The following is a 22,491-nucleotide window of genomic DNA, read 5'->3' as shown; positions in this document are numbered from 1 at the left end:
CAACTCGCCTTCGGTTACGAAAGCGACGAACTCGAACTCATACTCACACCACTCGCCGAAGGTGCCGACCCCACCGGCTCCATGGGAGACGACACACCGCTCGCCGTCCTCTCGCGCCGCCCCCGCCTCCTCTACACCTACTTCAAACAACTCTTCGCCCAAGTCACCAATCCCCCCATCGACTCCATTCGCGAAAAGTCCGTCATGTCGCTCTCCATGATACTAGGCGGACGCCTCGGCCTCTTTGAAGAACTCCCGCAAACCACCGGCTTCGTCGAACTCGACACCCCCATCCTCTTCAACCACGAACTCGCCGCCCTCATCGAACTCCCCGCGCTCAAAAACCGCGTTGCCCGACTCCCCGCGCACTTCGACGCCACCACCGGCCCCGCCGCGCTCGAACCCGCGCTCCGCCAACTCGCAGCCGACGCCGAAAAAGCCGTCCGCGACGACGGCGCCAAACTCATCATCATCACCGACCGCGGCGTTGACGCGCAACACGCCCCCATCCCGATGCTCCTCGCCGTCGGAGCCGTGCACCAGCAAATCGTCCGTGCCGGACTCCGCCTCCGCTGCGACATCGTGGCCGAGACAGGCGAAGCCCGCGAAGTCCATCAACTCGCCACCCTCCTCGCCTTTGGCGTCAACGCCATCAACCCCTGGCTCGCGCTCGAAACCATCACCGACCTCGCCGCCACCAACAAGACCGGCAAACCCGTTGAACCCGCCGCTGCGTGTATCAATTACCGCACTACAATCGATGCCGGACTCCTCAAAATCATGGCCAAGATGGGCATCTCCACGCTCGCCAGCTATCGCGGCTCACAAATCTTCGAAGCCCTCGGCATTGCCCGCCCCGTGATCGACGAATGCTTCACCGGCACCCCCTCGCCCATAGGCGGCATCGGCTACGAACAAATCGCCGAAGAAACCCTCCGCCGCCACGCACGCGCTTACAGCCCCCCCCCCCCCCCCCCCCCTCCCGCTGGAGCCACCGAAGCCGAACTCGCTGCCGCCACAGCCGCGCCCACGCTTGCGCCCGAAGGCTACTACCGCGTCAACAAAAAGGGAGACGGCGAATTCCACGGCTGGAACCCCAAAATCGTTGCCGCCATGAACAAGTTCACCCGCGCCGGAGTCGGCACCTACGACACTTGGCAAGACTGGCGCACACAAGCCGACGAACACCAACCCGTCTCCATCAAAGACCTCTTAAAAATCCGTTTCGACAAGGCCACATCCGTTGACCTCGACGAAGTGGAAACCATTGAAGAAATCCGCCGCCGCTTCACCACTGCTGGCATGTCCCTCGGCGCGCTCTCGCCCGAAATGCACGAAACCCTCGCCATCGCGATGAACCGCATCGGCGGCAAATCCAACTCCGGCGAAGGCGGCGAAGACCCCGCCCGCTTCTCCATCCGCGAAAACGGCGACAACGCCAACTCCGCCATCAAACAAGTCGCCTCCGGACGCTTTGGCGTCACCGCCGAATACCTCGCCAACGCCAAGGAAATCGAAATCAAGATGGCCCAAGGCGCGAAGCCCGGCGAAGGCGGCCAACTCCCTGGTCCCAAAGTCACGCCCCTCATTGCGCGACTCCGCCACAGCGTGCCCGGCGTCATGCTCATCTCCCCCCCCCCCCACCACGACATCTATTCCATCGAAGACCTCGCCCAACTCATCTTCGACCTCAAGGAAGTGAACCCCCGCGCCAAAGTCTGCGTGAAACTCGTCAGCAGCAGCGGCGTCGGCACCGTCGCCGCTGGCGTTGCCAAAGCCTACGCCGACGTAGTGCTCGTTTCAGGACACGAAGGCGGCACCGGTGCCTCGCCCATCGCCTCCATCAAGAACGCCGGTTCCGCCTGGGAAATCGGCGTCGCCGAAGCCCATCAAGTTCTCATGATGAATGGCCTCCGCGGACGCGTCACCCTGCGCACCGACGGCGGCATGAAGACAGGCCGCGACATCGTTATCGCCGCCCTCCTCGGCGCCGAGGAATTCAACTTCGGCACCGCCGCTCTCATCGCCGGAGGCTGCGCCATGTTCCGTGTTTGCCATCTGAATACATGCCCCGTCGGTGTCGCCACGCAACGCGAAGACCTCCGAGCCAAATTCCGCGGCAAACCCGAAAACATCATCAACTTCTTCAACGCCGTCGCCGAGGACGTCCGCCACTACCTCGCCAAACTCGGCGCCCGCACGCTCAACGAAATCATCGGACGCGTGGACCTCCTCGAACAAATCGACGACCCTGCGAATCCAAAAACCCGATACGTTGACCTCTCCGGCCTCCTCCACAACCCGGACCCGAGCGGCGAACACGAACGCCACCACACCCGCGAACGCAACGAACGCTTCGGCACCGACGGCTCGCTCGACGAAGCCATCACGCAGGAAGCGCGCGACGTCATCCTCGGCAAGTCTGCCCGCCTCGTTGCCCGTTACAAAGTCACCAACGTCAACCGCGACATCGGCACCTTCCTCTCCGGCCAGATTGCCTACGTGCGAGGCAACACCGGACTCCCCCCCGGCACGATCGACCTCACCTTCACCGGCTCGGCGGGTCAGTCATTCGGCACCTTCCTCGTCAACGGCATCCGCCTCACGCTCAACGGCGAAGCCAACGACTACGTTGGCAAGGGCATGAACGGCGGCGAAATCATCATTCGCCCCAAGCCCAGCGAAACCTTCGTTTGGCGCCACCAATCCATCCTTGGCAACACCTGCCTTTACGGAGCCACGGGCGGCTTCCTCTTCGCCGCCGGACGCGCCGGAGAACGCTTTGCTGTCCGTAATTCCGGAGCCACTACCGTTGTTGAAGGCGCGGGCGACCACGCTTGCGAATACATGACAGGCGGCCTCGTTGTGATTCTCGGCCCGACCGGTATCAATTTCGGTGCAGGCATGAGCGGCGGCCTCGCCTTCGTTTACGACGAAACGAGCAGCTTCGAAAAACAGATCAACCCTGCGATGATCGCTCTCGAACGTCTCACCGACGAATCCGAGAGCGACAGTTTGCGCAGCCTGATCGCGACGCATTTCCGCGCCACCGGCAGCCTGCACGCGCAACAACTCACCGAGGATTGGGACGCCGAGAAACGCAAATTCTGGAAGGTGATCCCGTATCCACCCACGCCCGACACGCCCAAGCCCATCTACCAATTTGACCGCACCCGCCTCCCCGAGTCCGAAATAAAACTGTAGCTCTTGTTTTGACGGTAGGGAGGCCTCTCCGAGGCCTCCGCAACCACGCTTCGAGCACCTACGAGTTTCGTATCCTATCTCACACTACGCACAGCGGAGGCCTCGGACGGAGCGCACAAAGGCCTACCCTACCAGGTAGGTGAGGACTACAGGTTTTTTGAGAATGCGCTAAACCGCGCAGGATGCGGCCTTGTAGATGGGCACAAGATAAGTGTCTTTGAAATCGAGCCCTGGCAGGCTGAGCGCCACTTCCAGTTCCCAGAAAAACGGACGTTCGCCATGCAAGTTCGTTCTTGGAGCATCGGGAGGGAGCTTGAACACCAGATCGCAATTCATGCCCGGCGCGATGAGGGCAGGTGAATTGATCTCCCATGTGCCCGACCATTGTTGTTCGTGCACCAGTCGCTCACTTCGTGATTTGCCGCGGCCAGACGATTCCCGCCACTCGCGAACAGCGCGCAACGTAAAGCTACCCGTCGCCAACCCCGAACATCCCGATGGCGCAACCCAGGCAAGCCGCACCGGTTTGTCCGTGCGAAACGGAAAGTCCGCGAAACGCAACTCCGCCTGTCCAAACTTCAAGACCCGCCCCCAGCACAGTGCCGCATGCCCGATCAGAAATAATGTCACAACATCCAACAAGCCCGCGATACCGATCAAAAACAGAGGACGAGGTTTCGTGAATGCGAAGTAATTGGGCAAAACGAGAAACAGGATAAAAAAACCTGCGATTACAGTGGTGCGGATGGCTGGAGCGCGGAGATTTGAGCGTGCCCCTGACGGATTCCAGTCGTAGTCGGCGAACGCGGGTTCGTCGGGATGCTTGAGCAACATCCGCGCATGGCGGCGTTTGGCCTGATATGGACGCCATGTTTGCCACCAAACGAACAGGCCGCAAACGGCGAACATCGTTCCGAGCGGGAGCATGACCCAGTGTGGCACATGGAGTTTTCCTTCATCCTCGATAACCCGCAGTCCGATCAACAGCGCAAACACGCCGACGGCCACGGATGCAAGACCTCCTGCCAATGACAAGCCCCGCTCGGAGCCTCGGTTTTGGCTGGGATTGCGCAGACGCTGGGGTTCGGCGGACCCCGGACGGTAAGTAAGCGGGAGCATGGGAAATCCATATGCAAAGATCTCCACTTGCACCAAGCTAAACAGAAGACGCCCAACAGGCAGACTGTTGAAGTGCAGTTCACGTCCCAAGTGAAGGGCGCTTGTTCCGTCACTCTCTGAATATTAGTGTCTATTAGTAAGCATTAGTGGATTGACTGTTGAATGTAGGTTTATGTTTGCCAAATTTGGTCTATAAACAGCATCCTCGCTTCATCAATGGCCCGACCAAACACCGAGACCCGGCTTGCCGAGCAAATGCTGCGCAAACGCATCGCGCACGGAGACCATGCCGCTTACCCGCTGCCTTCCGAACGCCAGCTCGCTGACGAACTTGGGTTCAGCCGCCAAACCCTGCGCAACGCTGTCCAAGTGCTGATCGACGAAGGCATTTTTCGCCGCACTCCCAATGGACGCCTCGAACTCGTTTCCGCTGCCGAAAAAGGTGAACGCCCCACGCCCGTCATCGGATTTTTCCGCCCCGCCACCCTCTCCTTCGATTCCGAAATCTGGATCGAAGCCGTGTACGGCGCACTCGAAGGTTACAACGTCATCATCCGCTCCATGACCTACGAGCACCTCAGCGAGTCGATCATCACCAACGCGCTTGACGGCTTCGACGGACTCTTTTTTTTGCCGCCCGCCGTCATTTTGCCCGACTGGCTGCTCACGCGCATGTTCACCGCCAAGGCCCGCGTCGTCATGCTCGATCACGACGCCAGTGCGCATGGCGTGCGATCCGTCAGCGTTTTTCCGCCCGCCTCGGAACGCAAACTCCTCGAACACCTTCGCGCCCTCGGCCACCGCCGCATCGACTGCGTCAACGTGCAACCCGTCGATGCCATCATCGAAAAACGCATCGGTTGCTGGCGCGAATTCATCGACCGCCATCAACTCGACGGGCAACTCCTCGCCTTCTCCGAATTCAAACGCTTCGAAGCCTCCTACCAACTCATTCGCACACGCCTTCGCGATGGCTTGCCGCTCGGCACCGCGCTCTTTTGCACCACGGTTGCCGGAGCCCTCGGTTCCATGCGCGCGCTCAAGGAAGCCGGCCTCACAACCGGTGCCGACATCTCCATCTGTGCCGTCAACGACAGTGGACTCGCCCCCTACCTCAACCCCTCTCTCACCTGCCTCCAATCGCCACCCCGCGCCACCTACCTCCGCAAACCCGTTGCTTGGATGCTCGGCAAGGAAACCTGGGACGTGCGCGACACCTCGCTGCTCATCCAGCCCGACGAAGCACCCCTCTTTATCGGCGAATCCACCGGCGCTCCCAAAACGCTATAAGGGAGCTTCTAAGAATTACACAGAGAATTACACAGAGGACACAGAGCGGGCACAGAGCTTGGGGAGGTCTGTCCGATTAACGGATGTTTTTTCTGCAAGGTGATTTGGTTCTTCGACGTTTTCGATGGGCGTTTTGGCTGAGTCCATATGCCAAGGAAAGCCAGAGGAGAGAGTAATTGCAGTCCTTGGATTTAAGGGCCGAAGGCCCTGTCTGATTGTTGCCCTCAAAACTCACTCCACCGAAAACGTCGAAGAGCCGATGATTTTTCTGTAAGTCATTTATTTTCAATATAAAATCTTTATTAACGGGGTTCTTCGACGATTTCAGTGGAAACTCGATAAGTTGATATAGCGGGAGTTGGCGCGGTAGCGCCCGTAGCGCAGGCATCTTGCCTGCCATCCAATCTACTGCGCGAAGCGCTGCTTCCCCAAAACAAACGCAGCAAAAGTCACCGCGCTTCGCGCAATCAATTTAGTTTGCAGGCAAGATGCCTGCGCTACGGGCGCTTCCGCGCCAACTCTCGTCTATCCACCGAAAACGTCGAAGAACCGTTAACGGGAAAAAGTGAGGAGGCGTTTTGTCCTCCCATATCTCTGTGTTTTCTCTGTGTCCTCTGTGTAATTTTTCAATTTTCAGAACCTCCCATAATACATTCATAAACAGCGTCTTTCAAAATGCTGAAGGATATTTTGCTCATTTGTCAGTGTCATTTCCGGCCATTTAACGGACCAGCAGGCTACGGGTTGAGGTTGTTAATTTCCCGATTTTGGTAAAGAAACGCCCCTGTTCCACTAAAAACTACCTAACCTACCTACCTATACCCATGAACGTAAACACCTGCGCCCCCCGTACCCTTCTTGTATTCCTCCTGCCACTCATTGCAGCCGCAGCTTCGACCACGGCCACTGCCGCCCTTGTTTTCATGGAAGACTTCAGCACCTACACCAGCACCACGGCAGCCACTGATTTTTACAAAAAATGGACGCGCCTCTCCGGATCAGGAAACCTCAGTAACGCCGCCTTCAACGCCAGCGACAGCAAATTCACCGGGGCATGGCTCCAAGTCGAACGCAACACTGTCCACCAATACACTCTTGCCCCCGCCGACACTATAACAGGGGACTTCTCGCTTTCGGCCACCGTCAGTTTCGACGCCACCGGTGCCAGCGGAAAACAACTCTGGTTCGGTCTCTTCGACGCCGCAGGCACCCACGGATACGTCGCCCACTTCAACAGCCAGACAAGCGGCGGCGGTGTGCTTCGTCTCAAGGAATTCAACGTCGCCGCCACCAGCGATCTGACCTACAACCTCGGCGGTACCAATCTCACAACATCCGCCGTTTCCTCCGGTCTCACCAACGCCATCACGGGAAGTGCCACGCTCACTCTCAAGTGGAACGCGACCACGCAAAAACTTTCTCTCCTCATCAACGACACTCCTGTCACCGGCCTTACCGACATTTCTGTTAGCGCGACCGCCATTACGAGCTTCAGCAACATCACATTTGGCGGCGTCACTGGTGCGCAATTCTCCAACATCCAGCTCTCCGGCACGACGACTGTTCCCGTTCCCGAACCTGCGACATTTGCCATCGTGCTTGCCGCCTTTGCATTTCTCGTCGGTCTCGCCATTCACCGTCGCCGCAGTCAGACATGCTTTCGTTGACAGAATTTGGATCGCCTTGTCTGCCCTCCCTCCCCCCCCCCCCCATGAAAAACCATTCGCCCCGCATTCGCGCCTTCACTCTGGTCGAGCTTCTCACTGTCGTGGCAATCATTGGAATCCTCGCTGGTATCCTGATTCCCGTTACAGCCCGCGTGCGCTGGTCCGCCCGTTCCACGCAATGCACCTCCAACATTCGTCAACTCGTCCAGCTTTTCCTCCTCTACGCCAACGACAACAAAGGCAAACTCCCCGCATCCGAAAATCCGGGTGAAAACAACGCCTTCAAAATCCTCTACAATGAGGGCTATGCCAGAGCGCCCGCGCTCTATGTCTGCCCAATCAATCAATCCAAGCGCGGCAACGACGGCGCGCTTGGCGGCGCAACCTCCATCGGTAGCAAATACCCCTGTTTTTACAGTTCTAACGTATCTATCGTACCCAAGTGGGGGCCCAAAAACGGCAAAACTTATACTCGCCCCACCCTCATAACCGATGAAAACGCAACGCGTCTTCCGGTCGTTTTTGACCAACGTGCTAACCAGGATACCACATCCAACGTCAACCAGCACCGTCCCTCCGACACCCAGCCCGGCGGTGTCTTCGGCTACCTCGACGGCTCTGCTGCCTACATCGTTTCGCCCAAGGACATCATTCGCCTCCCATGACCCTCTTCTGTCACCTCCCGGTCCTCGCGCTTGCAGCCGCACTTGCAACCGCGCTCCACCTCGCATCCGCCGAAGCGCCTCCCACCATCACCGAAGCTATCGGAGCCGACACCCCTTGGACCACGCACACCACCGCCACCGCTAACGCACACCGCGGCAAGTGGCTTGCCTCGCGCAAACACGGCGACATCGCCAACGAATCCATCACCCGCCGTTGCCTCCGCCTCTCTGACGAGGGTGACTACATCGAATGGCGCGTCACTCGCCCCGCCAACGCCATAGTCATCCGCCATAGCATTCCCGACGCTCCCGACGGCGGCGGCATCCGCGCCACCCTCACGCTTCTTGTCAACGGCCAGCAGCGCCAGAAACTCGCCCTCGATTCCCGCCACGCATGGCTCTATGGTCCCAAGGAAAACGCCCAGGACAACAACCCTGCCGCAGGCGGTACCCCGCACCGATTCTTTGACGATGCCCGCGCCCTCATCACCGGTCCCGACCTCCAACCCGGCGACACCATCCGTATCCAGAAAAACACCACAAACGGCGACACCGCCCCCTGGTATGTGATCGACCTCATCGACCTCGAACACGTTGCCCCTCCCCCCTCCCCCCCTCCCGACGCACTCTCAATCACCGACTTTGGCGCCACACCTGATGACGGCAGCGACGACACCTCTGCCATTGAAACCGCCATTGCCCGCGCCCGCGAACTCCACCGCCCCGTCTGGCTCCCCCCCGGCACCTACCACCAATCCCGCCAGATCAAGCTCCCCGGCGTCACCCTCATCGGAGCCGGCCCCTGGCACACCCGACTCATCCCCACCGGCCCCGCCACCGACGCCATGGGTTTCCCCGGCAACGCCGGTTTTCGCCTTGCCGGCACTGGCGCGCAAATCCGCGACCTCATGATCGAAGGCAACAGCACCGCTCGCACCAAACCCCGCCAACACGGCTTCTCTTCCGATTCCGAAACACGAGATTTCACGATCGACAACGTCTGGATCGAACACGTCAAAACCGGCATGTGGCTCGGCTCCTGTGCCAACGGCATCATCCGTCGTACCCGAGTTCGCAATACCTACGCCGATGGTATCAATCTCAACAATACAAGCCGCTCCATCACCATCGAACACTCCCACCTCCGCAACACCGGAGACGACGCTCTCGCCAGCTTCTCCAATTCCGGCGGACGCGGCACCGATGGTCCCTGCACCGACATCGTTTTCCGACACAACACCATCGAATCCCCTTGGTGGGCTCACGGCATCGGCATCTACGGCGGCACCCGCATTACCATCGAACAAAACCTCATTTACGGCGTATCCCGCGCCCCCGGCATTAAAATCGCCGCTTCCTCCTTTCACGGCAAAAACGACTGGCCTGGCGACACCATCAACGTCACTCGTAACATCCTTGCCGACTGTGGTGGCACCAGTTGGGGACAACGCTGGGGCGCCCTCTGGCTCTACACCGCCAGCGGCGATCTCACCCACATCACCATCGGGCAAAACCAAATCCACCGACCCGCGCACGACGCCATTAAAATCCAAGGCGGAGCCGGCACCCTCGACGCCACCCTCACTGCCAACACCATCGCCACCAACGAATCTGCCGACCTCGTCATTGCCGCCAACGCACGCGGACACCTTCGCATCACCGATTCGCCCAAACTCCGCATCACCAATCACGCCACGCCCGATGCCTTTGTGATTGCCGAATAACACCAACGCTGACGACGAAGCGACGCTCTTCTCGACTCTCCCCCCCCCCCCGCAGCGCCGCCAGAACGCCATTCAACATTACAAGCACCATCATGTCTGCCATTGCCGCAACCACCACTGCGCCCCGCTACTTTGACCCCGCGCCCCCGCGCGAAGAAACAATCCTCGCCGACATCTGCATCTACGGCGCGACCTCTGGCGGCGTCATCGCCGCCATCGAAGCCGCCGAACGCGGCCGCCGCGTCGTCCTCCTCGAACCCTCCGCGCACCTCGGCGGCATGAGCTCCGGCGGACTCGGCTTCACCGACATCGGCAGCAAAAATCACATCGGAGCCATCGGCGGCAAAGCTCGCGAATTTTACCAACGCGTCGGACGCCACTACGGAGCCGACGAAGAATGGTATTTCGAACCCCACGTTGCCGAACGCATCTTTGAAACCTGGCTCGCCACCACCGATGTCCACCTCTACCGCCGCCAATTCATCGACACCGCCCTCATCGAAAAAAACTCCAACCCCAACACCACAGGCCACCGCATCACTGCCATCCGCACCCTCAGCGGACTCACCGTGCGCGCCTCCATTTTTATCGACTGCTCCTATGAAGGCGACCTCCTCGCCTGCGCCCAAGTCACGAGCACCATCGGGCGCGAATCCTCCACGCGTTACGACGAAACATTCAACGGGATGCACGTCCGCGACAACCATTTTATGTATCCGATCGATCCCTACAACGTTCCGGGTCTTCCCTCCAGCGGACTCCTGCCCGGAATTGAACATGGCGACGATTTTGTCCAACACGCGGGCGACACTCGCATTCAGGCCTACAACTTCCGCGTCTGCATGACCCGTCGCCCCGATCTCCGCGTCCCCTTTGTAAAACCCGCCGCCTACGATCCGACCGAATACATCCTCCTGAAACGCTACCTCAATGCCGGATGGAGCGATGTCTTTGCCAAGTTCGATTCCATCCGTAACGGAAAAACAGATACCAACAACCACGGAGCCATATCGACCGATTTCATTGGCCGCAACCACGCGTATCCGACAGCCGACTACGTAACCCGCGAACGCATTTACCAGCAGCACGTCGCCTGGCAGCAAGGCCAGCTCTGGTGCCTTGCGAACGATCCCGAAGTTCCCGCCGCCATCCGCGAAACCATGTCGCAATGGGGACTCGCCCGCGACGAATTTGTGAGCACGGGAAACTGGCCCCATGCGCTTTATGTGCGCGAAAGCCGTCGCATGATTTCCGATCACGTCATGACGCAGCACCATTGTCTCGGTCACGAAACCATTTCCGATTCCGCCGGACTCGCTGCGCACGGCATGGATTCGCACACCTGTCGTCGCATCGTGCAAAACGGCGTCGTTGCCAACGAGGGCGACGTGCAGGTTCACAACATCCAGCCGTATCCAATTTCTTATAGATCGCTCGTTCCGCGTCGTGCCGAGTGTCAAAACCTCTACGTTACTTTCTGTCTGTCCGCTTCGCACATTGCGTTTGGTTCGATCCGCATGGAACCCGTCTTGATGGTCCTAGGCCAGACGGCAGCCATTGCTGCCGACATTGCGCTCACCGAACACATCGCCGTGCAGGACGTTACGCCCGCCGTTCTCCAGCCTGAACTTCTCGCAGCCGGTCAAATCCTCGCCTGGCCACCTACCGTCTCCAACCTGTGCCTTGACGTAGTTCGGGCTAAAGCTCCGAACTACGGGCTTGTGTGAGAGTCCGGGATTGTCACCCGCCCAGTGCTTTTTTGATGAGCAATTCGGTGGTGGTTTTTGCGCCGAGCGAGAGACCGGCGCGGCGCACGGCTTCGTCGGCGTCGGCCTGCTTGTAGCCGAGTGTCACCAAGGCAAGCACGGCGTCGCGTACAGACGAATTTGCGGGGGGGGGGGGGGGGAGGAAGTTCCACCGTCGCCAGCGACGGGCGAACCGGCGTCGCCGCCAGCGGGTGATGCGCCGACTTTGGCGCGCAATTCGACGACGAGGCGTTCGGCGGTTTTTTTGCCGATGCCGGGGCATTTGGAGAGCGAAGAGATGTCACCGGCGCGTATCGCTCCTTCCAATACAGGCAGCGACATGCGGCTCATGATGGTAAGGGCGAGTTTGGGACCGACGCCGCTGACTTGCTCGATCATGAGGCGGAAAAAATCGCGTTCTTCCGGCGATGCGAAACCATAGAGCGTTTGCGCGTCCTCACGATAAATGACGATCGTGTGGAGTTTCACCTTCGCGCCGACGGCAGGCAGTTTCTCCGCCGTGGTCACGGGGATGTTCACTTCGTAACCGAAACCGTTGATTTCAACAACGGCTCGCAGTGGCGTGGCTTCGGTGAGGAGTCCTTGGATGGAGGTAATCATGCGGTGAAGTTGGTGGGTTAGTTTTCTGAACGGGAGGGATGCTGGCGGCGTAATGCGTCGGATGATATGGCGAAAGGTGGCGCGGTAGCGCCCGTAGCGCAGGCATCTTGCCTGCAATCCAATCTACTGCGCGAAGCGCTCTTCCCAAAACTAAACGCAGCAAAAGTCACCGCGCTTCGCGCAATCAATTTAGTTTGCAGGCAAGATGCCTGCGCTACGGGCGCTTCCGCGCCACCTTTCGCCAATCCACCGAAGACGTCGAAGAACCAAAAATTCATGGCTGCCCGCACGTCTTTTTCCACTTCGGGCAAAACAACGACAGGCTTGCTTTTCATCGGCTCCGAAGGCGGCGCATCATTTCATCGTGAGTTACCGGCTGGCTCTTGCCGCTTTGGTAGGCGGCAAGTCGTTCGTTCAGGATTTTTTTGTGGCCGGGGGGCATGGTCGGCGTCGCTTCGTTTGCCATTGAGGCCCACAGTCGATCAGCGATTTCCAAACGTTTTTTAACGGGAAGACGGAGCAGATGCGTGAGCGTGGCTGTGGCCATGTCGGGAGAATGAGGTCGCGCCTGTGTGTGCGGCAAGTCGGGTGTTTGCTTGTGTGCGTGAAGCGGGGGGGGGGGGGGGGGAGGCTGCTCCCGTTTTGGCGTTATGCGGTGAGCCCGAGGACGTCTTGCATGTCGCGGACGCCGGGTTGCTTTTGCGTGGCTAGCCAGGCGGCGGCACGGACGGCTCCGCGGGCAAAAATGCCGCGATCCGACGCCTTGTGCGTAAGCTCGATGCGCTCGCCGAGCGCGGCAAACATCACGGTGTGGTCGCCCACGACGTCGCCGCCGCGCAGGGAGTGAATGCCTACTTCGGTCGGTGTGCGTTCGCCGGTGATGCCTTCGCGTCCGTGGCGGAGTGCGTCGCTGCCGAGTTTGCGTTCTTCGAGGATGATTTCGAGCAGGCGCGCAGCAGTGCCGCTGGGGGCGTCTTTCTTGAAGCGGTGGTGCATCTCCACGACTTCCGCGTCGTAATCGGAGCCAAGGATCGAGGCGGCGCGGCGCGTGAGCGCGTAGAGGAGATTGACGCCAACCGAGTAGTTGCCGGCCCATACGCAGGGGATTTTGGCGGCTTCAAGGAGGAGTTTTTTCTTTTCTTCCGCAGCGTGTCCCGTGGTGCCGATGACAAGCGGTTTGCCGTGCTTGACGGCCAGCGCGATGACCTCGGCGGTGGTGGCGTGGAAACTAAAGTCGATGACAACCTGCACGTCTGCCCGGCCGATGCCGGCGGCGAGGTCGTCGCCCATGTCGAGTGGCGCAACGATGGCGTGGCCGGCTTCTTGCGCGGCGCTCGTTATGGCGTGGCCCATGCGACCACGGGCTCCGATGAGGGCGATGTTCATGGATGGAAAGTAGCGAGTAGCGGGTGGTGAGTAGCGAGTAGTAGAGCGGCGGGGGGGGGGGGGGGGGAGGGGAGGGCTTTCAGCCCTTCAACCTTTTCGTCGCTGCGAGCGCGGCGAGCAACGTTGCGCGTGTGGCGTCGGCCATTTCGCAGAGCGGTTGCCGCACGGCTTCGCTGCCGATAAGACCGGCGCGGGCGAGGGCGGTTTTGACCGGCACCGGGTTGGGCTCGATGAAGAGGGCCTTGAAAATTGGATACAGCTGGCGGTGCAGCTTCGCGGCCTTGGCAAACTCGTCGGCGAGGGCGAACTGCACGAGTTGCGACACTTCCTTCGCGTAGAGGTTGGATGCCACGCTGATGACGCCCTCCGCGCCGACCGCCATGAAGGGCAGCGTCAGCGAATCATCGCCGCTTAGCACGGTGATGTCCTTGCCCAGGGCCTGCTTGATCTGGTCCACGCGATCCACCGATCCGCCGGCCTCCTTGATGTAACGAACGTTTGGATACTTGGAGCGCAGGCGTTCGATGACCGGCACGCCAATCTCGATGCCACACCGGCCCGGGATCGAATACAAAATGACGGGGCGGCTGGTTGCCTCGGCCACGGCGGCGAAGTGGCGGAACAGGCCCTCCTGGCTCGGCTTGTTGTAGTAAGGCGCGACGACGAGCACGGCGTCGGCCCCGGCGGCATGGGCCTTGGCGGTGAGTTCGACGGCTTCCTGCGTGGAGTTGGAGCCGGTGCCGGCGATGACGGGCACGCGTCCGCGGGCGACGGTGATGACGGCGCGGATCACCTCCATGTGCTCCTCATGCGAGAGGGTGGGGGATTCGCCCGTGGTGCCCACGGGCACGAGGCCGTGGATGCCGGACTTGATCTGGTAGTCCACCAGCTTCTTGAGGTCGTCGTAGGCGACTTGTTGCTTTTGGTCGAAAGGGGTGACGAGTGCTGTGATGGCGCCAGTCAATGGTCGGAGCTTCATTGGATGCAGGAAAAACGGGAGAAAATCGGGAGGTGGGTGGAAGAGAGTTACCTTGCACGACGAGACCAGCCCGATTTACCTCCGGCGCAACTTTTTTTCCAACCTCCCGCCAACCTCACCCGCAACCCTGCCCATTCTTTATGTCCGATCACACACCCGTAGAACTATTCAACGCCCTCCTTAAACTCGGCGTGGACAGCGCCGCCAGCGACATCGTCGTCAAGACCGGCTGCCCCGGCCATGTGCGACTTTCCGGCAAGCTCAAACAGGTCGAGATGGAGCCCTTCAGCAAGGCTAGCGTCGAGGGTTTCGTCACCGCGACCCTTCCCGAGGTGTTTCAGCCCGTCTGGAAAACCAATTCCCAGATCGACTACTCCTACGTGGTCGAGGGATTGGGCCGGTTTCGCGTCAACGCCTTCCGCCAGCGCGGTCTGGTGAGCGTGGTGTTCCGTTACATTAAAAACCGCGTTCCCACGCTCGAAGAACTCGAACTCCCGGCGGAAGCGATCCTCAAGATCGGCGGATCCAAGGACGGCATCGTCATTGTTTGCGGCGCCACCGGCAGCGGCAAAAGCTCCACGCTCGCGGCCATGCTCAACTGGATCAACCACAACCAGGACCGCCACATCATCACGCTCGAAGACCCGATCGAATACACCTTCGACGACATCAAATCCGTGTTCCAGCAACGCGAAGTCGGCCTCGACGTGCCCAACTTCGAACTCGGGATCACCTCCGTGCTGCGTCAGAATCCCGACATCATCTTCATCGGTGAAATGCGCGACCGCATCACCTTCGAGACCGCCATCTCTGCCGCCGAGACCGGCCACCTCGTGCTCACCACCATGCACGCCAACACCGTGGCTCAGGGGCTCACGCGCCTCTTCGAGTTTTTCCCCGCCGAGGAGCAGGGCCTTGCCCGCCGCCAGGTGGCCAACACCCTGCGTGGCATTATCTGCCAGAAACTCCTTCCCACGCTTGGCGGCACCGGACGCGTCCCCGCGTGCGAAATCCTTACCGCCAACTCCGTCGTCAAAAACCTCATCGTCGAGGCGCAGAACGAGAAGATTAACTCGATCATGGAATCGGGTCAGGATTCGGACTGTTTCTCGTTCAACCGTGAGTTGTTCCGCCTCTTCAAAGCCAACCGCATCACCAAGGCCGACGCCATCCGCTTTTCGCCCAATCCGCAGGCCCTCGACATGAACATGAAGGGCATCTTCATCAAATAACGCCGGCGGCGTCCGCCGCCGGAAATCCCAACGGAGCAAATTTTCAAAGGGGCATCGCTGTCCCCGACACTGACTTCTTTTGGGGATTTGATCCCTTTGCTCCTTTGGGATTTCCCCGCCAAGGCGGGGCTCAATCCAGTCCCCGTGCCGCCAAGTCCTCCTCGTCCCAGCCGAGGTAGTGGCCCAGTTCGTGCAGATACGTCAGCCGCGCCTCCTCGCGGAACACCGCCACGTCGCCCTCGGCGAAGTCCCAGATGTTTTCCAAGTACAGAAAAATCTGGGGCGGCATCGGTTGGTCCTGGGTCAACTCCTCCCCAAAGGCCGTGCCGCTGAACAACCCAAGAATGTCTGGCTCAAATCCCTCTTCCTCCAGCAACTCCTTGTCCGGCAGCGCCTCAAAATGCACCGGCACCCGATCTGCCAGTTCCGCCACATCATCCGGCAGGCGACGGCGAGTGGCGGTGATTTCACGCTCTGCGATATTAATTAGCTGGAACAAGGTCATGGTGCGGATTACTCAAGACATTCTTTTGCGCCAAACGGTGTGAATCCTCATGCCCCCGGCGACAGAAATCACCAATCAAACTTCATACCCATGAAATCAAAATTCGCCCTCATCGCCCTCCTCACCGGCTTCGTGGTCGCCCTTGCGGCCCCGGCCCTCCAAGCTCAGGACACCGGCTCCAAGCCGAAGCCTGCCGCCACCAAATCCAAGGCCAGCCCCGAGGAGCGTCGCCTCGCCCAGTTCAGCAAGGACTATAACCTGACTCCCGCCCAACAGGAGCAGACTAAAGCCCTCCTCGCCCAGCAAGCCGCCGACCTCGCCGCCGTGAAAGCCGACACCACGCTGGACAAAAAAGCCCAAGGCCAGAAGACCCGCGCGATCAACGCCACCTTCTCCAAAGGTTTCACCGCTCTCCTGACGCCCGAGCAACGGGAAGTGAAAAAGAAGCTCGATGCCGAGCGCGCTGCCAAAGCCAAGGCTGCCAAAGAAGCCAAGGAAGCCGCGGGCCAACAATAAGCCAGGTAATCTCCCTTCCCAATACGCGACCGCCGCGCGATTTTTCGCCCGGCGGTTTTTTTGTGCCATCGCCAGTCCTGTAACCGCCCGATCCTGTCCGCGTCTTGTGGCTTGTTCGTTACCACGACAAATCCCATGAAAACAAAATACACACTCCTCGCGGTGCTGACCGGTTTCGCTCTTGCGATCTCCAGCGCCGCTCTCCGGGCCGGCGATGACAAACCCTCGGGCAAGCCCGGGAAACCTCCTGCGGGCCAGTCCGCCGAAGCCCGTCTCGAAAAACTCAAGACAGACCTCGACCTGACCGACGACCAGACCACCAAGATCAAGGCGATCCTGTTTGACGAAGCCGCCGCGCTGAAGGCCCTCCGCGACGACACCTCCCTGGATCGAAAAGACAAACGCGAGAAGATGATGGAATTGCGCAAGACCTACCGCGAAAAAACCGAAGCCGTCCTGACTGCTGAGCAAAAGGCGAAGTTTGAAAAACTCCTCTCCGAACGTCGCGGCCCAGGTGGACCCGATGGCGAGAAAAAGAGGAAAAAAGACTAAACCAAAAATCAGTCTCCAAGAATACCTCTTATATGAATGAAAGCCGCCGATCTCCATGGATTGGCGGCTTTCTTGCAATTCGACTGCAAACATAATGGGAAAAAGACCCCAAAATCAGGGTTTTACCGGACTACCCCGAAACGAGAATTTCGAGTAAGTTTATCCCGTTCTGATTGAAAGCCCCTCACATGGGCACCTTTGACCAAGTGGTTTTCCCAGTTTTTGACTTCCGCCATGACTATGGCGGATCCGGGTGTGGTAGCCCGGTTTCCTGAGTCGGGCGGGGCGTCTGATGCCTAACGGCTAGACGGCGCCCCGCTTTTATTTGTACGGATTCCCCCCCCCCCCCCCCCCCCCTCGCCACCAGAGGCGGGCGAGGCAAACACCTTGGACTACGGACGCAGGCGTTGTATCCACATTTCAACTTCAACAGGCATTCTCCGGAGGCTCGGGCGGCGTGGCCGGAGTCTTGGTCAAACCGGACTTCGTGTAATCGTTCCATGGATACAGATGCGCGGAGCGGCGGGGGCTGATGTCGTGGCTTTTGCCGCCGGGCGGTGACGCCATTTCAAGGAGAGGGGTGACTTTCTTGTGTTTCGGCTTTTCCCACGCCGCGGCTTTCCTAACATGTGGCGTTTATGGACATGAACGATCCCCGGCTTGTTGGTCTGCTTTTTCTTGGCGGTTGTTATTTTGCGTGGCTTTGGCTGAAGGACCGCAAGGCATGGCGGGCCGCTGGTCATGTTGAGGCCAGAGGCGCGTTGCCCGGCGCGACCGACTCGCCGTTGAGCGTGACGCTCATTGCCGTAAGCGGCGCGCTTGTGCTCCTCGCCGCCGAGACGGCGGGCGAGATCGCCCTCGGGATCAGCGGCGAGCAGTCCACGATCACGATTTTTTTCGGCCTCTATTCGCTGGTGGCGGCGGTGATCGAGGAGGTGATTTTTCGCGGCTACATCGTCGTGGACAAGCGTGGACGCGGCTGGCTCATCGGCAGCATCCTCGCGGCCTCGGTGCTCTTTGCCATCGGGCATCCGTTTTTGTGGAAATGGGAGGAGGGCGCGCTGATCTGGAACTTCGGCCTCAAGGGCTGGTTTAGCACGTTTGTTGTTTTCCTCAGTTCGCTGTGGTTCTACGCGGTGCGCTTCGCGAGTTGGAATCCACATCGCTCGCTCCTGCCGTGCATCGCGGCGCATGGGGCGAAAAACCTTGGCGTTTTTATCATCAAGGCCGCGCAGGGATTTGTTTCCGGCTGGTGGTGAGGCGGCGCGCGGATTGCGCTGCGCTCACGCTAAAAAGCCCGCTTCGCCAAGATTGGCGAGAGCGGGCGATTAAAATTGGGAATCTCAGTAAACCGCAGCACTCCAGCACAAAACCGGAGCGCGGGCGCAGGTTTACTTCTGCCAAGTACGTTTCTTGTGGCGATTAGCCTTCAAGCGCTTGCGGCGCTTGTGCTTGTTCATCTGGAGGCGGCGTTTCTTCTTCAGGTTGCCCATGATTGGATTGGATTAGGTTGGAGACCGTAACGGAAGGGTTTGGTCAGAGTTAAAAGGGAATTGAAAAACAAGTTTGCACGCGCCCTGTAAAGCTCATTTCGCAACTGATCTTGCCCCCGGGCCGTCGGACCGGCTGGCCGCAGCGCGGCATGGCGGCGCATAAAAACAAATCCGCCGATGGGCAGGCTGGTCTTTTCATCGTAGTTTGTCATGCAATGTCCCCCTTGAGTCCCGCTGTTCACATTTATCCGCCTTCGTCCACGTTCACCGTCCCATGCGCTGGCTGATTCTTTCCTCGGCCACCGGCACGGGCCACAACATGCGCGCCGCCTCGCTCGAACAATGGGCCGCCGCCACTTACGGCGATGCCGTGGAGACGCACACGCACCGGGTGCTGGAAAAAACCCACAAGCTCTACGGCTTCGGCGTTGGCCTCTACAACTTCATCCAGCGCAACTGTCCGCGCCTGCATCACATTTATTTCAACTATCTGGAAATTGCCGGGATGCACCGGCGCGGCCAGCGAATCCTGGGCGGAGACCGATTTTCCCAATTCGTGCGCGAGTGGCGTCCCGAACGCGTCATTAGCGTCCATGCGCACACCAACCACGGCTTTTTTGATCTGGCGCGCAACGCCTGCGCGGGCTGCGGCGCGCCCGACGGCAACCCCCTCCCCCCCCCCCCCCGGTGGATCACCTACTGGGGGGAACTCTACGGCGGCTACGGATTCAGCCGCCACTGGACGAATCCCCGCGTGGATGGTTTTATCGGAGCCACCGCCGAAACCTGCGCCGCCGCCGCCGCCGTGGGCACACCCGCCGGGAAAATTTTCGAAGGGGGCTTTTTGTTGCGCGCCGGATTTTATGCGCCCGCCGCTGAATTGGAACGCGACGCCGCAGCCCTTGCCCGCCAGTTCGAACTTGATCGCTCCGCCTTCACGCTGCTGCTCAGCACCGGCCTCGCCGGGGCCAACAACCACCTGCCCATCCTCAAACACCTCGCGGCCAGCGGGCGCCGCCTTCAGGTCATCGCCCTGTGCGCGCGCAACAGCGAAATCCGCCGGCGCATCGAACACTTCGCGCAACGACATCCGCAGCTCACCGTGCGCGCCCTTGGCCAGACGGAGCGAATGCCCGCCCTCAAAACCCTCGCCTCGGTCGTCGTGGCGCGTCCCGGCACCGGAGCCACCAGTGAGGCGATCCAGATTGGCACCCCAATCATTCACAATGGCATCGGCGGCGTGATGCCGCAGGAGCTTATCACGGTGCAGTATTGCCGGTTTCATCAATGCGGGCTTTTCGGAAAAACCCCTCGTGAGATCGCCGCCTGCGTCGTGCATCTCATCGACCACCCGGCGGAACTCGCCGCGCAACGCGCCCGTCTGCAAGCCGCGCGTCCGGCGGGCCGGCCCGAGGAGATTTGCCGTTGGATTCACGGCTGAGTTTTGCAAGCCTGCAAATCCGCCCGGCCAAACCAAACTTATCGCAGACCCAATCATCACGAGCAGCCAGTGATTACGACATCCGCAGCAACCAACCCACGCGACCAGCGGCTCAAGGCCGCCCTCTATCTCGAAGTCGTGCCGGGCGTGATGGACTTGCTCTCGGAGCACGACTCCGCGCTCTCCGCCGCGCTCGCCGGGCCGGCCTTCGGACTCGTCTTTTCCGGTTGGCGCTGCCCGCGCCGTCGTCTCGACGTCGCCGACGGACGCGTCTATCGGTGTGGCATCATGGACTCGGCTCCACAACCGGGCGATTTGCGACTTTGGTTTCCGGGGCCGCGCTGGATGGTGCGCGCTTTTGAGGGCCGCCCTACGCTCGCGCTGCCCCTTGGCGGCTGGCGACACCTGCGCGGCGGGCTTCGGCGCTTTCAACTCGCGGGCAAACGCCTTCAGGCGCTTCTCGACGACCGCGCCGTCGCCCAGTCCGATTCTGTGCGACTGGCCCTGCACGCGTGGGGCAATCTTGCCGCCGGACTCGCCGCCGCCACCGCTTGGTTGCGCGGCCATCCGCGTGGACTCTGGCATCGCGCTCCGCTCAGCGGCGGTTCCTTCATCTTTGACTGCGATACTCTGCCCGCGCCGCTTTGGATTCAACCTGGCACACTTCGCTGGGGCGCGGGCCCGCCGCCCGATGCGTCCGCCGCGCCCATCGCACATGTGGAGTTTGCCCATGTATCCGTGCTCCTCGACGAATTCGATCATCGCCTCGATGCTCTGGCCGCGCTCGGCACCGGCGACCTCCGCATCACCGGTCGCCTCCCGCTCGTCGATCAACTCTCGTGCGTCATGAACCAGGCCGGGGCCATTCTGCGTCCGGCAAAAACTGGACGGTAGGGAGGCCTCTCCGAGGCCTCCGTCGCCACGCTTCACCCACCAGCGAATTTCGAATTATCAAACCATGTTCGGCGGAGGTCTCGGAGAGACCTCCCTACCTTGTTCCCGCCAATTTTTAGAAATCCACTTCAGCCTTCAGGTTTTTTCCCATGAAACTCGTCCACTCCCAAGCCCTCTTTCGTCGTGCGGCCCGCGTCATTCCTGGCGGCATTTATGGGCACACCTCGCCCTCGCTGACGGTGCCCGGCGCCATGCCTTACTTCGCGGCGGAGAGCCTGGGGGGATGCCGTTACCGCGACGTCGATGGCAACGAGTTCATCGACTTCATGTGCGGCTACGGACCGCTTATTCTGGGCAACCGCCACCCCGAAGTGGAGGCCGCCGCGACTGCTGCGCGCGAACGCGGCACCTGCTTCAATCACCCCACGCCGCTGCTCGTCGAACTCGCGGAGAAATTTGTCGCTCGCATCGACTTTGCTGACTGGGCCGTGTTTGGCAAAAACGGCTCCGACCTCACCTCCTGGGCCATCATGGTGGCGCGCGAAGCCACCGGGCGTCCCGGCATCGTCAAAATGCGCAACGCCTACCACGGCGCTCATGCCTGGTGCACGCCCGGCCTCGGCGGCATCATTCCCGAAGACCGCGCCCGCATTCACGAATGCGACTGGGGAGACCCTGTCGCGCTCGAATCCGTTTTCAAACAACACGGCGGCACGCTCGCCGCGCTCATCCTTACGCCCATCCACCATCCCGCCTATGGCGACACACTGCTGCCATCGCCGGAATTTGTTGCCACCGTCAACCGCCTCTGCCGCGAACACGGCGTGCTCCTCATTCTTGACGACGTGCGTGCCGCCTTCCGGCTTGGAACGGGTGGGTCGCATCCGATTTTTGGATACGAACCTGACCTTGCCGTCTATTGCAAGGCGCTCGCCAACGGACACCCCATTTCCGCCTGCGTTGGCCGGGCCGACATCAAGGTTGCCGCCAGCCGTGTATACCTGACCGGCAGCTATTGGAACGACCCCGCGCCGATGGCCGCCGCGCTGGCAACGCTCGACATCATCGAGCGCGACAACCTGCCCGAAAAACTCGCGCGTGCCGGACGTCGTTTTGTGGAGGGATTTGTGGAGCTCGGTGCGAAGCACGGAGTGGAACTTCTGGCGAGCGGCCCCCCCGCGCTGCCGTATGTGCGCGTGAAGGACGACCCTTCGCTCGCGCGCACGCAGCGGCTCTGTGCGGCGGCGGCGGCGCAAGGCGTGTATTTGCATCCGCACCACAACTGGTTCATCGGCGCGGCCCATACCGACGCCGAAATCGACGAGGCGCTCACCCGCCTGCACCGGGCTTTGGTGACTGGCGATATTTGATGGAGGAGGAAGGAGGACGGGAGGGGTAAGGGTGTAAGCGCGGGAGGGCGGGAGGGCGGGAGTTGGCGCGGTAACGCCCGTAGCGCAG

General features: G+C 60.5%; 24 protein-coding genes. 13 read left to right on the top strand and 11 right to left on the bottom strand.

What is annotated here, in order from left to right:
- A partial coding sequence (gltB, locus tag OBACDRAFT_RS08385) for a glutamate synthase large subunit (protein ID WP_043584644.1) occupies positions 1 to 3,204 on the top strand: 3,204 nt, incomplete at its 5' end.
- Positions 3,205 to 3,372: 168 nt separating this feature from the next.
- On the opposite strand, the gene OBACDRAFT_RS08380 is transcribed toward gltB, so the two are convergent.
- Positions 3,373 to 4,323 (bottom strand): hypothetical protein, encoded by a 951-nt coding sequence (locus OBACDRAFT_RS08380; RefSeq protein WP_043584642.1) that lies wholly within the window; start codon positions 4,321 to 4,323, stop codon positions 3,373 to 3,375.
- A 216-nt stretch (positions 4,324 to 4,539) separates the two neighbouring features.
- Between OBACDRAFT_RS08380 and OBACDRAFT_RS08375 the strand changes: the two genes are divergently transcribed.
- From OBACDRAFT_RS08375 to OBACDRAFT_RS08355, 5 genes are all read left to right on the top strand, one after another.
- Positions 4,540 to 5,613, top strand: a complete 1,074-nt coding sequence (locus OBACDRAFT_RS08375; RefSeq protein ID WP_043584640.1) for a substrate-binding domain-containing protein — start codon at positions 4,540 to 4,542, stop codon at positions 5,611 to 5,613.
- Between the two features lie 824 nt (positions 5,614 to 6,437).
- The gene (locus tag OBACDRAFT_RS08370) at positions 6,438 to 7,280 is read left to right on the top strand and encodes a PEP-CTERM domain protein (protein WP_043584638.1); all 843 of its coding nucleotides are present in this window, start codon (positions 6,438 to 6,440) and stop codon (positions 7,278 to 7,280) included.
- Between the two features lie 44 nt (positions 7,281 to 7,324).
- Positions 7,325 to 7,945, top strand: coding sequence for a type II secretion system protein (locus tag OBACDRAFT_RS25140; protein ID WP_052361508.1), 621 nt, complete (start codon positions 7,325 to 7,327; stop codon positions 7,943 to 7,945).
- Positions 7,942 to 9,669 carry a glycosyl hydrolase family 28-related protein gene (locus OBACDRAFT_RS08360; RefSeq protein WP_052361504.1) on the top strand — a complete coding sequence of 576 codons (1,728 nt, stop codon included), beginning with the start codon at positions 7,942 to 7,944 and terminating at the stop codon, positions 9,667 to 9,669. The genes OBACDRAFT_RS25140 and OBACDRAFT_RS08360 overlap by 4 nt, the downstream gene beginning before the upstream one ends.
- 92 nt (positions 9,670 to 9,761) lie before the next feature.
- Positions 9,762 to 11,396 (top strand): FAD-dependent oxidoreductase, encoded by a 1,635-nt coding sequence (locus OBACDRAFT_RS08355; RefSeq protein ID WP_052361503.1) that lies wholly within the window; start codon positions 9,762 to 9,764, stop codon positions 11,394 to 11,396.
- A 13-nt stretch (positions 11,397 to 11,409) separates the two neighbouring features.
- Here the strand turns inward: OBACDRAFT_RS08355 and OBACDRAFT_RS29570 are convergent, their stop codons facing one another.
- From OBACDRAFT_RS29570 to dapA, 6 genes are all read right to left on the bottom strand, one after another.
- The gene (locus tag OBACDRAFT_RS29570) at positions 11,410 to 11,535 is read right to left on the bottom strand and encodes a hypothetical protein (RefSeq protein WP_232766882.1); all 126 of its coding nucleotides are present in this window, start codon (positions 11,533 to 11,535) and stop codon (positions 11,410 to 11,412) included.
- Positions 11,520 to 12,035: a Holliday junction branch migration protein RuvA gene (ruvA, locus tag OBACDRAFT_RS08350; protein ID WP_232766880.1), complete on the bottom strand. Its 516-nt coding sequence runs from the start codon at positions 12,033 to 12,035 to the stop codon at positions 11,520 to 11,522. The genes OBACDRAFT_RS29570 and ruvA overlap by 16 nt, the downstream gene beginning before the upstream one ends.
- A 17-nt stretch (positions 12,036 to 12,052) precedes the next feature.
- Entirely contained in the window at positions 12,053 to 12,370 is a 318-nt protein-coding gene (locus tag OBACDRAFT_RS28010) for a hypothetical protein (protein WP_157836960.1), read from the bottom strand.
- On the bottom strand, positions 12,367 to 12,582 hold the full coding sequence (locus OBACDRAFT_RS08345) for an addiction module protein (protein ID WP_043584636.1): 216 nt from the start codon (positions 12,580 to 12,582) through the stop codon (positions 12,367 to 12,369). The genes OBACDRAFT_RS28010 and OBACDRAFT_RS08345 overlap by 4 nt, the downstream gene beginning before the upstream one ends.
- Before the next feature lie 101 nt (positions 12,583 to 12,683).
- A complete protein-coding gene (gene dapB, locus OBACDRAFT_RS08340) occupies positions 12,684 to 13,421 on the bottom strand; it encodes a 4-hydroxy-tetrahydrodipicolinate reductase (protein WP_043584634.1) in 738 nt (245 codons plus the stop codon).
- Positions 13,422 to 13,500: 79 nt separating this feature from the next.
- The gene (dapA, locus tag OBACDRAFT_RS08335) at positions 13,501 to 14,400 is read right to left on the bottom strand and encodes a 4-hydroxy-tetrahydrodipicolinate synthase (RefSeq protein ID WP_043584632.1); all 900 of its coding nucleotides are present in this window, start codon (positions 14,398 to 14,400) and stop codon (positions 13,501 to 13,503) included.
- Positions 14,401 to 14,540: 140 nt separating this feature from the next.
- On the opposite strand from dapA, the gene OBACDRAFT_RS08330 reads away from it, so the two are divergent.
- Positions 14,541 to 15,632, top strand: coding sequence for a type IV pilus twitching motility protein PilT (locus OBACDRAFT_RS08330; RefSeq protein WP_043584630.1), 1,092 nt, complete (start codon positions 14,541 to 14,543; stop codon positions 15,630 to 15,632).
- A 130-nt stretch (positions 15,633 to 15,762) separates the two neighbouring features.
- Here OBACDRAFT_RS08330 and OBACDRAFT_RS08325 read toward each other — a convergent pair whose 3' ends face one another.
- Positions 15,763 to 16,137 carry a metallopeptidase family protein gene (locus OBACDRAFT_RS08325; protein ID WP_043584628.1) on the bottom strand — a complete coding sequence of 125 codons (375 nt, stop codon included), beginning with the start codon at positions 16,135 to 16,137 and terminating at the stop codon, positions 15,763 to 15,765.
- A 90-nt stretch (positions 16,138 to 16,227) separates the two neighbouring features.
- Here OBACDRAFT_RS08325 and OBACDRAFT_RS08320 point away from each other — a divergent pair, with 90 nt between their 5' ends.
- Both OBACDRAFT_RS08320 and OBACDRAFT_RS08315 read left to right on the top strand, forming a co-directional pair.
- On the top strand, positions 16,228 to 16,653 hold the full coding sequence (locus tag OBACDRAFT_RS08320; RefSeq protein WP_043584626.1) for a hypothetical protein: 426 nt from the start codon (positions 16,228 to 16,230) through the stop codon (positions 16,651 to 16,653).
- Between the two features lie 135 nt (positions 16,654 to 16,788).
- On the top strand, positions 16,789 to 17,205 hold the full coding sequence (locus OBACDRAFT_RS08315; RefSeq protein ID WP_052361501.1) for a Spy/CpxP family protein refolding chaperone: 417 nt from the start codon (positions 16,789 to 16,791) through the stop codon (positions 17,203 to 17,205).
- Positions 17,206 to 17,631: 426 nt separating this feature from the next.
- On the opposite strand, the gene OBACDRAFT_RS28005 is transcribed toward OBACDRAFT_RS08315, so the two are convergent.
- Entirely contained in the window at positions 17,632 to 17,772 is a 141-nt protein-coding gene (locus tag OBACDRAFT_RS28005) for a hypothetical protein (protein ID WP_157836959.1), read from the bottom strand.
- Between the two features lie 71 nt (positions 17,773 to 17,843).
- Between OBACDRAFT_RS28005 and OBACDRAFT_RS08310 the strand changes: the two genes are divergently transcribed.
- Positions 17,844 to 18,464 (top strand): CPBP family intramembrane glutamic endopeptidase, encoded by a 621-nt coding sequence (locus OBACDRAFT_RS08310; RefSeq protein WP_232766878.1) that lies wholly within the window; start codon positions 17,844 to 17,846, stop codon positions 18,462 to 18,464.
- Positions 18,465 to 18,596: 132 nt separating this feature from the next.
- Here the strand turns inward: OBACDRAFT_RS08310 and OBACDRAFT_RS26360 are convergent, their stop codons facing one another.
- Together OBACDRAFT_RS26360 and OBACDRAFT_RS28000 are read right to left on the bottom strand one after the other, a co-directional pair.
- A complete protein-coding gene (locus OBACDRAFT_RS26360; protein ID WP_081721905.1) occupies positions 18,597 to 18,698 on the bottom strand; it encodes an AURKAIP1/COX24 domain-containing protein in 102 nt (33 codons plus the stop codon).
- The gene (locus OBACDRAFT_RS28000; RefSeq protein ID WP_157836958.1) at positions 18,686 to 18,910 is read right to left on the bottom strand and encodes a hypothetical protein; all 225 of its coding nucleotides are present in this window, start codon (positions 18,908 to 18,910) and stop codon (positions 18,686 to 18,688) included. Before OBACDRAFT_RS28000 ends, OBACDRAFT_RS26360 begins: the two co-directional genes overlap by 13 nt.
- A 62-nt stretch (positions 18,911 to 18,972) precedes the next feature.
- On the opposite strand from OBACDRAFT_RS28000, the gene OBACDRAFT_RS08305 reads away from it, so the two are divergent.
- The 3 genes from OBACDRAFT_RS08305 (at position 18,973) to OBACDRAFT_RS08295 (ending at position 22,403) form a co-directional block, all read left to right on the top strand.
- Positions 18,973 to 20,139: a UDP-N-acetylglucosamine--LPS N-acetylglucosamine transferase gene (locus tag OBACDRAFT_RS08305; protein ID WP_043584624.1), complete on the top strand. Its 1,167-nt coding sequence runs from the start codon at positions 18,973 to 18,975 to the stop codon at positions 20,137 to 20,139.
- 69 nt (positions 20,140 to 20,208) lie between these two features.
- A complete protein-coding gene (locus OBACDRAFT_RS08300; protein WP_232766875.1) occupies positions 20,209 to 21,033 on the top strand; it encodes a hypothetical protein in 825 nt (274 codons plus the stop codon).
- 149 nt (positions 21,034 to 21,182) lie between these two features.
- The gene (locus OBACDRAFT_RS08295) at positions 21,183 to 22,403 is read left to right on the top strand and encodes an aminotransferase class III-fold pyridoxal phosphate-dependent enzyme (protein WP_043584623.1); all 1,221 of its coding nucleotides are present in this window, start codon (positions 21,183 to 21,185) and stop codon (positions 22,401 to 22,403) included.
- The last annotated feature ends 88 nt before the right edge of the window (positions 22,404 to 22,491 follow it).

The sequence above is a fragment of the Geminisphaera colitermitum TAV2 genome (genome assembly GCF_000171235.2).
GTDB lineage: Bacteria > Verrucomicrobiota > Verrucomicrobiia > Opitutales > Opitutaceae > Geminisphaera > Geminisphaera colitermitum.
This window is presented reverse-complemented; position numbering and strand designations above follow the sequence as displayed.